The following is a 12,435-nucleotide window of genomic DNA, read 5'->3' as shown; positions in this document are numbered from 1 at the left end:
TCCCCTGCCCTGGTCAGTTCCACCCTTCTGGTCGAGCGGATGAACAGCGGACAGCCAAGCTCCCTTTCCAGCGACATCACATGATTGCTTAAGGCCGGCTGGGCAATGTGCATCCTGGCCGCCGCCCGCCCGAAGTGCAGTTCCTCGGCCACTGCTTTGAAATAGGAGAGTTGGCGCAGTTCCATGAGAAACCCTTTTGAGTGGGAAAAGGATCGTAGACAGCAACCGATGTTTGCCATTGGTAAGATCGTTGATTATCCTGACACGCATAGGTCCACGGGACAGGAAACCGGTGCGCTCCGCGCTCGGCCATTGTCTCATTGTCTTTAGGCGACATTTTCAGAGTGTGATTATTCTAATGAACGCACCTTGTTTCGGAGTAAAATGCATGACGCACGGTGCGTCATTTGGACAAGTAGCACACTGTGCGTCGTTCGCACAAGCAGAAAATGCGTGATCCGTCATGAGTAGGGACGATCCTCATTTCAGGTTGCGTATCCCTGAAAATTTGAAGCGCGAGATTGAAGCTTCCGCGCGTGCTAACTCCCGTTCCATCACAGCGGAAATAGTAACGCGCTTAGAGATGTCGCTGGGTTTGAGCGGTTCGGACAAACCGAGTTTGATTGCGGAAATTGAACAACTCCGCACGCGACTTTCTCAGCTTCAAAGATTGATAGTCGAAAAGGGCCTGGATCATTAGAAGAGCCCGTGGCGCGGCCAACTGCGGTATCCGACCGCGTCAACGCTGCTCAGAAATGCCGCCGCCAATCGGCCACAACGTGACCGTGGGGGCCTCTCGCCTCGACAACCCTCCACCGTGACCGGCTTGGGGGCGGTTTCATTCCAGCAAGCGGCCGCGATCGGTGGAGTTTTTCCGCGAACTCGCGCACAACTCGTTCCATGGTCGCCAGTTCCCGAGTGAAGTACACGGAAAACAGATCCTGGTCAGGCGCAGCTGGTTGCGCCTGAAGCAGAGCATCTGGTTTCGTCGATCCGCCTAGCCGAAACGAACAAGCAGCTCATAACCGCTTGGTTGGGGGTTCGAATCCCACATCTTCCGCCAATCCAATTGATTCTGTTGTGTTTTTAGCGATTTTTATCCGCTTGCCATAACGTGAAAAGGCCGCCTTTTCGGCTCTTAAGAAGACAGCGACACCGAAGGAACATTCTACGCCGCCTCACGTTCCTTACCCGCAGCGCCCACACACACGCTGCACGGACCTCGCAATGCTTGGTCCGCACTAAGGCCCGGCGGGACCCCCTCCTTGCCGGGCTTTGCTTGCTCATCATCCGGAACCTTAAGCACGCTCCGCAGTTCTAGACATGCGATGACCACCCAGCCGTCATCGTAAGCTGGAATCCGGTCCCAACTAGTGACCAGCCTTGTGAAAGGCTCGGCGCCTCCCAGTCGTCGGGCCTTTTCTATTTCAGATTCGGGGCTGGGCATTAGCCATAAGAAGAGGCTCGCCACCAAACACAGGAGACGAGCCTTTTGAGTCGTGTCGGCGTTGCCTGTCACGATAACCTTTGTGACAATCTGATAGTAGCCACTACTTATTAAGGGATTACTAAAGCTCGTGCTGGAAGTTTCCGGTCGCAGCGCTACCTCGTGCTGTGCAGCACCTTGCTGTTGGGCCCCCGTGGCGGGTCTAGCAAAAAAGCCCGGCGACAACCCCGTCCGTCGGGCTTTTGCTTTCGACTAGTGCTTTTCGCCCGATGGGCCACTTAATGCAGAGCCGCCCCCATCATCACGTAACGTGAAGGAATCGAGCAAGCGTTTGCTTGCGCGCATGTGCAACAGCAGCCGAGCAGCATGCCGATCATAAGCCGCCTTCTCTTCCGAGGCAGGATTCTGCAGTCCATCCATGCGTCGCTCCTCATTTAGATCAGCCTAATAAAATATACGAACCATTGAAGAGCAAGTGATTCTAACGGGGTATTTCTCACAACGAAAAACCCGCCGGCATTCGCGCCGACGGGCCAAGTCTACCAGTACCAACCAAGGACTTCGGTGAACCCCGCTTGTGCGGATGGCTTTAGGCCGAGCAACGATCGGTCGTGCAGTTATTGAGAGGGGGGGGCTAGCTCAGCGTGGGCGTCGAGGCGCGTATTATCGGGCGGTCACGTGATCTCGTGACAGCGGCGGGACGTCAATCTGCCACCCGAGCCTCGCCACGCACGCCCTATTTCTTAAAGTGGCCCTTCTCACACCAATATCGAATCAAGAAGAGTAGATCAAACACCAATCTCATAAACCGCCGCATTATCCTGCACCTCTCGCAGGCCCTTGTAAGAAGCATGTCGCAGCTTGCCGTCATGGGTCCAGGCCCGATACTCGATCTCAGCGATCAGCGTCGGCTGCACCCAGACGAGGTTCTTCCGCCTCCCCTCATATTTGACGGGCGGTGTCTTGCGCTTGATCCGGTCTAGCGTCTTTCGCAGATACTCCGCGCTGCGCTCATTGAAGCCCGTACCGACGGAGCCGACGTAGACCCAATCGCCGCCCTTCCGCGCTGCCAGCAACAGGCTGCCGATGCCCGATCGCGCAACAGTCGAATGTTCGTAGCCCACGACGATAAAGCTGTCGGACAGAGTGCACTTGACCTTAACCCACTCGCCGAACCGTCCCGAACGATAAGGGGCATCCCTGAACTTGGCGATGATACCCTCAAGTCCGTGTTCACAGGCGGCAGTAAAGATATCGCGTCCATCGCCATCGATCGCTTCAGACAGGCGGATAGCGCCCTGCTCGTTCTGCGAGAGGGACTGGAGGAAATAGCGCCTCGCCATTAGGTCAAGGCTGCGAATGTCATGACCGTCGAAGTAAAGAAGGTCGAACGCGTACATGACAGCGTTGCCGGCCGGCAGTTTCCCTCCCCGCCCGCCGAGCGAGTTCTGTAGCATACCAAAGTGAGGGCGGCCTTCCTCGTCGAGAACAACGGCCTCGCCGTCGAGGATAGCCGTGCCGACGCCGAGGCGCTTGGCTGCATCTTCAATGCCGGGAAAGCGGTGCGTCCAGTCATGTCCGCCGCGAGTGAGTATCCTGACATGGCCGTTGTTCAGGTGGACGGCAATGCGATACCCATCCCATTTTAGTTCGTACAGCCAGTCCGGCCCGACTGGCGGACGCGGCTTTAGGAGCGCGAGACATGACTCCACGCGGTCAGGCATCGGATCGAAGGGAAGTCGTGGTTGCGACGGATCGCGCGGCTTTCGTGCTCGCGAACGAAGCGGCTTTTCATCTGCCAGGAGTGGCTTGGAAGGAGACTTTGCCATCAGGCAATTAAATAAGGGAAAGCTTAAAACGACAATTAACTCGATGCGAGGACCCACTTGACCTCTCCTCAAAATGAGAACAAAATAGGAACATTACGACGGAGGTTCTCATGACCCATACAGAGCAAGTCATCGCGAATGCCTTAGCAGCCGTTGCCGCCAGCCGGGCCGAGCGCGAGCGTGACGAGGAACGCCGCAAGCGCGTGTTCGGCAAGATCCAGATCGGTCTCCCGTTGCCTGCGGCCAAAGGCCAGCAACTGAGCCTGGACTTGCACTGATGCAACCGATGACGAAAGAGGATGTCGACTTCGAAGTGCAGGCGGCCCTCGCCTGGCACGATGACGATGTGAAAGCGACGATTGCCACATTGCTCGAGGACATCAGCCACCTTCGCCAGCAGCTAGCGTTGACCGAAGGCGCCATGAGCCGCGGCATGACACGAGGCTGGTCGCCGGCGTTCGAACGGAAATAGGGTCCAGTGAACGCAATGCGCATGGCATATTACCCGTCCGACTTCATTGGGCGCGAGCTTCGATATTCCTGCACCAAATGCCAAAAAAGCGGATCCATGGCCGCTGCAGACGCCCTCGCCCGCTACGGCAACAAGCCCAGGCCGGAACTGCGCTACGACTTCGCCAGGGAGTTCGGATGCAATCGCGGACACGATGCACCGTTCAACGACAAGTGTCAGATAAGGTACGACCATTCTGCCGTGAAAATACTGGGCATAGAGGTGCCTCCACCTAAGGCCGATCAGGAACGAACGCTCGGCGAATTGGCGCAATACGAGGCGCTATTCGCGCTATGCTCCGGGTGCAATCGCCGGAAGCCTATCGATCGATTGGGGATACAGAAGAAGGTTGGGAAAGGATTGACGCTCGGTCAACTCGCCGGCCTCATGCGCTGCAGGTGTGGGCACAAGGGCGCTCGCTTGATGGTGAGGCATCTTTCGCGAGACTGAGCGTGGGCGGAAGGTTTCTACGAAAATCAAAAGTTGGATTTAGTGAAAATCGACAGTATCCTACTGGCGTCCAAACTTCTGACCTCGCCCCGTTCTACGGGGCTTTTTTTGGACTTCGGTACCCAACTAGAAGCCGTCACAAGTGCGGGACGAAGAAAAATGCCATGTACATGGCAGCTAGCATGAGAAAGAGCAGCTTTGATCGAAACATGTCATCGTTTCCCCCGATCAGCTCAAACCATGATTTATTAATATTAATGATTGCTTAAACACGAAATAGCCGCCTCCCCCGTTAAGGAGACGCGGCTTGGTATCAAATCATGCAGAATCAGACGCCAAAGCATGCAGCGCTGTGATGACAGCGAAAGCAGTAGGGCAAGGACGCCCATGTTCCCACCCTTGGTACGTCGTGAGCGGCACCCTAAGAAGCGCGGCCGTCTGCACCTGCGTGAAGCCGGTGCGGTGTCGCCACGCTTTGAGGGCTAGCTCGAAAGTCACCTCTGGCTGGTAAACAAGCTGCTCGGTGCTTGCGTCTGGATTGGTCATATGTGCCTCCCGTGGTCGATGAAGGCAATATATAGGCAATCTGCTAACTATGCAATATGCCTATGTCATCAGCCGCGCGTCCTGCGACCGGTAGTTCGTTCGAAAACTCTATCTAAACGCTCGTGCAATCCGTCAATGCGGTTCCCACGCCCTCGATGGCCCGAAGGAGTTGGGCGGTCTGTTCCTGCATCCCCGCCTTCGTTGCGTAGGTTTCGGAAACCTTCAGCTTAAACTCGCCCAAATCATCAGTGGCTTTCACAGCCTTCGCCTCAGCCGCGGCAATACGCTCGCCTGTGCTTTTCTCGCCTTCATTGACGCGACCATCGATGCGCCACCAAATCCCCTATCCTCGTCCATATCTGCGACGAGCGCCAGCACCGCCACTACGTCCGCTTCTGCGCCTTTCTTACCCCGCTCTAGACTGTTCCGCATGAGTTTGGGGCACACGTAGCAGTTCGCATGGGGCGTCGTCGCGTGTGCCATGACAGCGTCGACCATGCCATCAATGTCCCCTATGGCATGATGGCTGATAATGCCGCCGCCCTTGTCCTCGCCGGATGGGTTGGCGAAGAACGTAGAGACAACGAACTTTCCCTGCAGGCCCCGCGCCAAGCGATGCAGCATCTCGACATCTTCACGGACAGCTGGTTCGTCGAATGAGGATACGGAGGGCTGCTTAATCTTCGGAATTGGAGCCATTGGCGATATCGTGCCCTTCAAGTTTTTCGGTTGCAGCTTTGGTGATCTCGGCGGCGAGTTCGGGGGAGAAGGTCGCCAGCCGGCGCCCGCCATTCCCATTCGGTGCGTACACAATCCGGCGACCGTCTGGCGTCTCCATCAAACGGAGCGCATAAAGGCGCACGACGCTGGACAGCTCTAAGTCAAACTCAGCGATGAGCCTGACCGACCCGCCGCCTTGTTTGGCGACGGGCGTTAAAGGCAACACTCTCATCGACGGGCCGGTCGTTTTCGATTTTTTCAATGCAGGCCTGCCAGACGAACTCGCAGGTACGACGATCGGCGAAGAAGCAATCGCCGACATAGCGAAGGAGACCAGACTTCGGCGGTGCTCCGGCGCCCCAGAATTCGACGAAACCGAACCGTCGGCGGTCGCCGTCTTCGCCTTCGGTGAGTGCTATCTTTTCGGGGAACAATGCGGGTGCGTGGCGGTCGAGAAGACGCGCGTCCGCTGGATATCCGTCAAGAAAATCAATTGCCAATCCAAAGCCACAAATACGCGGAAGCGTCTGCTCTGCGCGTTCGCGGATAAGTCGGAAAGCCCACGGTTCACTGATGGTACGAGTCAAGGAATGCGCCGTCGTGGACGGGATCCATCGCTGGCAAGCACAGCGGTTGATCACGGCGATTCCCTAAAGGGCAATATCTGCATTCCCTAATACACTGTAGAAAATGATTGGAAGAGTGGAAGTCCTCTTCTGCAAGTCGAGGGTCACCTACGGCCGTGAGCCGCGTCTTTACCGGAGCAGACCTGCCCACTGGGTAGTGAAATGGGCGCCGCCTAGAAAACCCTCTTTTGCTTTGACTCGTCTTTCAACCAACCTTGGCCGTCATCGGGCGGCCCCCAGAGGGAGGCATTCGAAATGAGACGGACCACGAAGCTGATAACAACGGCGATGGCGGTCGCGGGCAGCCTGCTTGCGAGTACAGCGACAATACACGCGCAGGAGGAGAGGAAACCCAACATCCTGTTCATCATGGGTGACGACATCGGATGGATGCAGCCGAGCATCTATCACCAAGGCCTGATGGTCGGTGAAACCCCCAATATCGACCGCATCGGCCGGGAAGGCGCGAAGTTCATGACTTACTATGCCGAGCAGAGCTGCACGGCAGGGCGAACCGCGTTCATTACCGGCATGCAGCCGGTGCGCGTCGGCATGGTTCTGCCGGAGATTCCCGGAAGTCCCTCCTACCTGCGGGCCGGCACGCCTCACCTCGCCAAGTTCCTGTACGATCTCGGTTACTCCACAGGTGAGTTCGGCAAGAACCATCTCGGAGACACCACAGAATCCCTGCCGACGGCGCACGGGTTCCAGGAATTTTGGGGCTATCTCTATCACCTCGACGCCATGCAGGGGGTGAGCTTCCCCGACATCAACAAGACCTCAACCGAGCAGGGGATCGCGCCACCTTGCAGGAACACGGCCATTCCTGGCATAGCGGACGATCCGGCGGCGGTGGATGCCAAAACCACCACCTGCCTGACGCCGCCGCGTCCGATGCTCGCGTGCCAATCCTCCGACGGGTCGCCTGCCAACCAGTCATGCAAGGACGAAGGGCCGCTGACGCTCGAGCGCTCCAAGACGATTGACGAGGAGATCTCGGCCAAGGTCATCGATTTCCTCGACCGCAACGACCCGAAGAAGACCAACAAGCCGTTCTTCGTCTGGTACAACCCCGCACGCATGCACATCACCACCATGCTGCCGGACAAGTACCTGAAGATGGTTGGTGAGGAGGGCGGCAAGGACTGGGGTGTCAACGAAGCCGGCATGAAACAGATGGACGACAACATCGGCTATGTCTTGAAGAGGCTCGAGGAGATGGGAGAACTCGACAACACCATCGTTGTCTTCACCACCGACAACGGAGCCGAGACGATCACATTCCCGGACGGGGGCACCACTCCGTTCAAGGGCGGAAAGCTCAGCACCTGGGAAGGCGGCATGCGTGCGCCGCTCGTGGTTCGGTGGCCAGGGCATATCGAGCCCGGTACGGTCAAGAACGACATGTTCTCGGCCCTTGACTGGCTGCCGACGTTTGTGAATATCGCCGGCGGTCCCAAGGGCGATGGCCTGAAAAAAGAGATCGAGGCAGGCAAGTATCCTGGCATCGTCAAGACCACGCTCGACGGGATCGACCAGCGCGACTTCCTGGAAGGCAAGTCGCCATCCAAGCGCGACTCGTTCCTGTACTATTCCGGCAAGGAGCCTTCGGCAGTCCGCTACAAGAACTGGAAGATGTATTTCGCAATGGTGTCCGACGATCCCGCGGGCTTCATCCACGGCGTTCAGCCATATTCGTGGACGCAGGTCGTAAACATCAAGCGCGATCCGTTCGAGACCTCGGTCGGACAGCAGATCAAGACCCTTTTTGGCATGGCCGGCGCCATCGCGTCACCGTCCACCGCCTATGTCTATGATTGGAACATCCTGCCCATCGGCCAGCAGTTGTGGCTGAAGCATCTAGAGAGCTACGTCGACTTCCCGCCTCTGCAGAATCCCGCAAGCTACAATCTGGAGCAAGTGATGCAGCAGGTCCGCGAAATGAAGACTGGTCACGACTGACGCGCGGGCAAACAACGACATTTGTAGCGGCCGTCACATGGCGGCCGCTACATCGGTATGCTCAAGGGCTGCAGAGGGCCGAACGATGAGCGATTTCAGCCAAGCAGATCGTGATGAACCGCGGTGGGCTCCGGTGCTGGCAATCCTCGGGGTGTTTGCCTTTCTGGAGGTGCTGCCGCATCACGTCTACGCCCTGCCGCGGTGGATATCATATGCGGTTCTGGTGGCAGCCATTGTACCGATGGTCCTTGTCACGCTTTCCAGCGAAAATGCCGTGTGGCTGCGGGTCGAGCATGTCGCGATCATGCTGCTCGCCAGTGTTTACGCGGGGAATACGGCAGCGGAGCTTGGCGACATGGTCGGGATCATCACCATTCATCCGCCCGAGACGCGATCGGTTTCGCTGTTGACATCATCCTTTACGATCTGGATCACCAACGTCCTCACCTTCTCGCTGCTCTACTGGCAGATCGACGCGGGTGGTCCCGCGCGCCTCGCGCGTGGCATGGCAGGACGACCCGACTGGCTTTTCCCCCAAACCTCGGCACCGGAACTAGCACCGCCGGACTGGCGACCGCTCTACGTCGACTATCTTTCCCTCGCGTTCAATACGGCGGCTGCCTTCAGTCCCACCGACGTGCTGCCGCTGACAAGACGTGCGAAGGGACTGATGATGATCGAAAGTGCCATTGCTCTGTTGACGCTCGTGCTCGTGGCTGCGCGCGCCGTCAATGTCATTCCGTAGCGGCGCATTGTTCGTTCCGTCGAGATCGAGGGTGCCTGATGTCAGTCGAGGCCGATCAGCTTTCAACAATGATCAATCACGCGGTGGCGCCGGCGTTCATGCTCAACGGCGTCGCGGCGATGGTGGCCGTGCTCGTCAATCGGATTTCCTCCGTTACCGAGCGGATCAGAAACCTGCGTGAGATCGATGAAGCTGACCTCGTTCGAGCCAAGCTAAAGCAGGAGATCGGCGTACTCAGGCGGCGGGAGCTGCTCTTGAACAGTGCCTTGCACCTCGCTGTCCTTGCCGGGATCGGGGTGACGCTGTTACTCCTCTTCGGCTTTGTTGTGGCATTCTTGGGGTACCGCCACGAACCAGGCGCCGCCGTGCTTTTCATCGCGTCGCTTTGCTTTCTGGCTGGATCCCTGTTCCGGTTCCTGCAGGACATCAGGCTCTCCCAAGGTGAGCACAAAGATCGTCAGTTGCGGTGATAGCTCGAACTGTGCAGGTTCGCCTTCACTAGAAGTGGAAGGCTACCCCTATGATCGGCCCCTGCTGGACGACGTCGAAGACAAAACCATCATCCTCGTAGTTGACGCCTATGGCACGGTATCCGGTCACTGCCGAGATGGTGTCGTTGAACTTGTAGCCGAGGCCGAGGCCCACGTCCCAGTCAACGTCGGCGCCGCCACCGCCCACCAGCCCCCATCCCGTGACATAGATTTCGGGGGTAAAGAAGTAGTTTCCGCGCAGGCCGACGACGGCGTCCACCCAGGTGGCACTGTCATCCCGCTCCACACCAGCCAGAAGTCCGCCGTTGAAGGTGATGTCGGTCTCAACCGACCAGACCTTCATGCCGCCGAACACGTCGAGGTGGCCATTCTGATCTTCGAGTACGGCGTAGCCCACGCCCAGAAGGCCTGCAAAGGTCTCCGACGTCACTCCGACGCTATCGGCGAAGATGCCGCGCGGCGTGTGCGCATCGGCCCCCAGCTTGACGTAGACAATGTCTCCGACGACGCTGTAGCGGTCATATCGTGCCTCGGCCGTAGCCATGAACGCGAAGTCGAGATTGTCGAGAATGTCGCCGAAATCGGCATCGATATTGACCTCGGGAAGCCCGAATTGGCGCACGTTCCCGGAAATTCCGGCAGCCCAGAAGTAGGGCGCCACGGTGAACTCCCAGCCGCTGCGGGTCTCGACCGTTTTCGCTTCGGGTGCCAGGGGCGTGAGATCCGCCGCATTGCCGAGCGATGTGGTCGACAGGACTGCGAGCATGACGATCGCAGGCAAGTGAATGGTTTTCATGAGAATCCCCCGATCTCGTTTACCGCTCAGCATTGCTTCCGGGTCGACAGTGTGTGACGGGATTGGAGTTCGGCAAGCCGAAACGGCTATTCGGACTTGCTGGAGCCACAGAATGCCTGAAACTGTGGCTCGTTGGCCTCAGTCTTGCTTTCCTGACGGCAGGGACACGCCACGAAAGTGACGTGTCCCTGCTGGGATCAATAGCAAGGCGGGAACGGATAGTACCCACATTGCTGACCGTTGTAGTAGGAGTTGTAGTAGTAGGGTCGCGCTGCGGCCGCTCCTACAGCCGCGCCGGCAACGACACCTGCGGCAACGGGAGCGCCACGATACCAGGCCCCGTGGTAGACCGGCGCCTGCCAGTATGTACCTCCCACGCGGTTGATGTTGGTGTCGCCGACATGCACGTCGTCCCCCCGGAAACCGCCCGCAAAGTCTCCTCCGCGCATGTCTCCTCCGAATCTGCCTCCGCCGCCGAAGCTACCACCGGCAAAGTCTCCTCCGCGGAACCCTCCGCCGCCGAATCCTCCACCACCGAAACCTCCGCCACCACCGCCGAAATGATCGATGAAGAGGGCTGCCGGTCCGGAGGCACCATGAAGGCTGCCCTCCAGAACGGTTATATCGAAGGTGAGCGTCGTCCCATCCAGTTTAGGGGTCTTGAGCGTCACGACAGCGTCGCTGACATCTGAACCGTCGCCGCCCAGAACCGACACCGTTGCGTTCGGCGGGTCGACCGCAAAATTGTCCTTGCCGTCGTCCCACTGCATGATGAATTGTTCGGTCGTCACATGCCCTGCGGCCCGAACCGGCCGGTCGGCAAAGACGATCGAATTGGCCGACACGCCGGTCAGAATGAGCTTGCCGCTTTCCATTTTCGCGCCAGACGAATTGAGCACCGCCAATGACGGGACCGGCCCTGCCGGCGTGACCACGCCAATCGTCTTTTCCAACGGCACGTGCGGCTTTTTCGGTGCGTCCTGGGCGAAGGCGGCGGGGCTCAAGGCAACACTTCCGAGCAGGATGAGCGTCGTCAATCGGTCGAGTTTCATGGATCTGTCCTCGCAGTTGGAACGGGTAGTGTTGCATCACCTTCCACGCCCCGTTTTGAAGTCTGAGACTTCTGGTGTAGCGACCTCCCAAACAGCAGAGCCGCTTAGTCCTTGAAGATCTTTTTCCAGTCGGCCTTCATGTCGACGACGGTCCAGCCCGTGATCGCGGCCGCATCGAGCGCCTTGTCGAGGCGGCCGAATTCGCTCTTGCGGTCATACGCGTATTCACGTTCCTCATCGGTGTGGTGAATGAGCACTCCGAGACGCGCGGGCGCGCCTGCCATAGTCGTCCACTGCAGCATTTCGAGATCGCCGTCGGAATTGCCGAAGGCTGCGATGGGACGACGACCGATCTCCTGGTTGATCCCAACCGGCTTACCGGCCTTGTCGTCGATGAAGTTGACTTCCGGCAGACGGTACAAGGTCGGCGTGTCGTCCTGCATCTTGAACTGCGTCTTGATCGAGGAGCCGATGACCTCTTCCGGGGGGACGCCGTAGACCTTTTCCGTCCATGGCCGCATGAACTCAACGCCGCCGCCCGACACGATGAACGTCTTGAAGCCGTTGGCGCGCAAGTAGGAAAGCAGCTCGACCATCGGCTGGTATACGAGTTCCGTGTAGGGTCGTTTGAACTTCGGGTCGCGGGCCGTCGAAAGCCAGTCGGTCACCACCTTCTCAAAATCAGATGTGGTCATTCCCGCATGGGTCACCATGATGAGTTCCAGCAGACCCTTTTCCCCAGACGCGGCGAGTGTCTTCATGTCGCCGTCGAGCACGGCCTTGAATGGCTGGACGTTCTGCCATTCCGGATGCTGCGGAGCGAGGGTCTTCACGCGGTCAAGGGCAAAAGCAAGCTGGGTGTACATGGGGTGCTCGACCCATAAGGTCCCGTCATTGTCGAAGACGGCGATCCGTTCCGGTTCCGGGACGAAGTCGGGCGCCCCCTGCTTTGTCACTCTCTCCACGAACGACACAATTGCCGATTTTGGCCCGGTATCATTCCAGGACGGTAGGGGATCGCCCTGTGCGTATGCGGATATTGCGAAGGCGAACGTCCCAAAGATGACGGCGGCAGCCACGTGGAGTGGCGCGTTGGCGAGGTGGCGGAACATTGTTTTACCCCCGGGGTAAGAGTGGCGCGGACTGCGCGTTCCTTCTCTTCCGGTATGCATCGACTCTAACGAAAGCGTTCCCTCCGCGATATTGCCCTTTGGGGAATCTGAGCAACCATGAGTGGCTTTGGCGGCGCATGACACCTCA

At 58.4% G+C, this 12,435-nt stretch carries 14 protein-coding genes; 6 read left to right on the top strand and 8 right to left on the bottom strand.

What is annotated here, in order from left to right:
* Positions 1-185: LysR family transcriptional regulator (locus C934_RS34350; RefSeq protein WP_156828827.1), on the bottom strand; the 185-nt coding region annotated here is incomplete at its 3' end.
* Between the two features lie 278 nt (positions 186-463).
* Between C934_RS34350 and C934_RS34345 the strand changes: the two genes are divergently transcribed.
* Positions 464-700, top strand: coding sequence for an Arc family DNA-binding protein (locus C934_RS34345; RefSeq protein ID WP_018860134.1), 237 nt, complete (start codon positions 464-466; stop codon positions 698-700).
* 999 nt (positions 701-1,699) lie between these two features.
* On the opposite strand, the gene C934_RS34930 is transcribed toward C934_RS34345, so the two are convergent.
* Entirely contained in the window at positions 1,700-1,867 is a 168-nt protein-coding gene (locus C934_RS34930; RefSeq protein WP_018860132.1) for a hypothetical protein, read from the bottom strand.
* A gap of 368 nt (positions 1,868-2,235) precedes the next feature.
* On the bottom strand, positions 2,236-3,276 hold the full coding sequence (gene ligD, locus C934_RS0129575; protein ID WP_018860131.1) for a non-homologous end-joining DNA ligase: 1,041 nt from the start codon (positions 3,274-3,276) through the stop codon (positions 2,236-2,238).
* Positions 3,277-3,386: 110 nt separating this feature from the next.
* Between ligD and C934_RS35390 the strand changes: the two genes are divergently transcribed.
* Together C934_RS35390 and C934_RS0129565 are read left to right on the top strand one after the other, a co-directional pair.
* Positions 3,387-3,554 (top strand): hypothetical protein, encoded by a 168-nt coding sequence (locus tag C934_RS35390; protein ID WP_018860130.1) that lies wholly within the window; start codon positions 3,387-3,389, stop codon positions 3,552-3,554.
* A complete protein-coding gene (locus C934_RS0129565) occupies positions 3,554-3,748 on the top strand; it encodes a hypothetical protein (protein WP_018860129.1) in 195 nt (64 codons plus the stop codon). The genes C934_RS35390 and C934_RS0129565 overlap by 1 nt, the downstream gene beginning before the upstream one ends.
* 1,290 nt (positions 3,749-5,038) lie before the next feature.
* Here C934_RS0129565 and C934_RS0129545 read toward each other — a convergent pair.
* Positions 5,039-5,482 carry a hypothetical protein gene (locus C934_RS0129545; RefSeq protein ID WP_156828826.1) on the bottom strand — a complete coding sequence of 148 codons (444 nt, stop codon included), beginning with the start codon at positions 5,480-5,482 and terminating at the stop codon, positions 5,039-5,041.
* Positions 5,460-5,825 (bottom strand): hypothetical protein, encoded by a 366-nt coding sequence (locus C934_RS34925; RefSeq protein ID WP_245268047.1) that lies wholly within the window; start codon positions 5,823-5,825, stop codon positions 5,460-5,462. Before C934_RS34925 ends, C934_RS0129545 begins: the two co-directional genes overlap by 23 nt.
* Positions 5,826-6,417: 592 nt before the next feature.
* Between C934_RS34925 and C934_RS0129530 the strand changes: the two genes are divergently transcribed.
* The 3 genes from C934_RS0129530 to C934_RS0129520 all read left to right on the top strand — a co-directional run bounded on the left by C934_RS0129530 (position 6,418) and on the right by C934_RS0129520 (position 9,306).
* On the top strand, positions 6,418-8,091 hold the full coding sequence (locus C934_RS0129530) for an arylsulfatase (RefSeq protein WP_026372194.1): 1,674 nt from the start codon (positions 6,418-6,420) through the stop codon (positions 8,089-8,091).
* A gap of 85 nt (positions 8,092-8,176) precedes the next feature.
* On the top strand, positions 8,177-8,836 hold the full coding sequence (locus C934_RS0129525; RefSeq protein ID WP_018860120.1) for a hypothetical protein: 660 nt from the start codon (positions 8,177-8,179) through the stop codon (positions 8,834-8,836).
* Positions 8,837-8,874: 38 nt separating this feature from the next.
* On the top strand, positions 8,875-9,306 hold the full coding sequence (locus C934_RS0129520; RefSeq protein WP_018860119.1) for a DUF2721 domain-containing protein: 432 nt from the start codon (positions 8,875-8,877) through the stop codon (positions 9,304-9,306).
* 28 nt (positions 9,307-9,334) lie between these two features.
* Here C934_RS0129520 and C934_RS0129515 read toward each other — a convergent pair whose 3' ends face one another.
* The 3 genes from C934_RS0129515 to C934_RS0129505 all read right to left on the bottom strand — a co-directional run bounded on the left by C934_RS0129515 (position 9,335) and on the right by C934_RS0129505 (position 12,287).
* Entirely contained in the window at positions 9,335-10,123 is a 789-nt protein-coding gene (locus C934_RS0129515) for a hypothetical protein (protein ID WP_018860118.1), read from the bottom strand.
* Positions 10,124-10,320: 197 nt separating this feature from the next.
* Complete coding sequence (locus C934_RS0129510) at positions 10,321-11,175, bottom strand: hypothetical protein (protein ID WP_018860117.1); 855 nt, start codon at positions 11,173-11,175, stop codon at positions 10,321-10,323.
* A gap of 104 nt (positions 11,176-11,279) precedes the next feature.
* Positions 11,280-12,287, bottom strand: a complete 1,008-nt coding sequence (locus tag C934_RS0129505) for an HAD family hydrolase (RefSeq protein WP_018860116.1) — start codon at positions 12,285-12,287, stop codon at positions 11,280-11,282.
* Positions 12,288-12,435 lie beyond the last annotated feature (148 nt).

Origin of the sequence: Rhizobium sp. 42MFCr.1 (assembly GCF_000377185.1) — a bacterium.
Lineage (GTDB): Bacteria > Pseudomonadota > Alphaproteobacteria > Rhizobiales > Rhizobiaceae > Rhizobium > Rhizobium altiplani.
The sequence above is the reverse complement of the archived record's forward strand: the minus strand, read 5'-3'. Positions and strand labels throughout refer to the sequence as shown.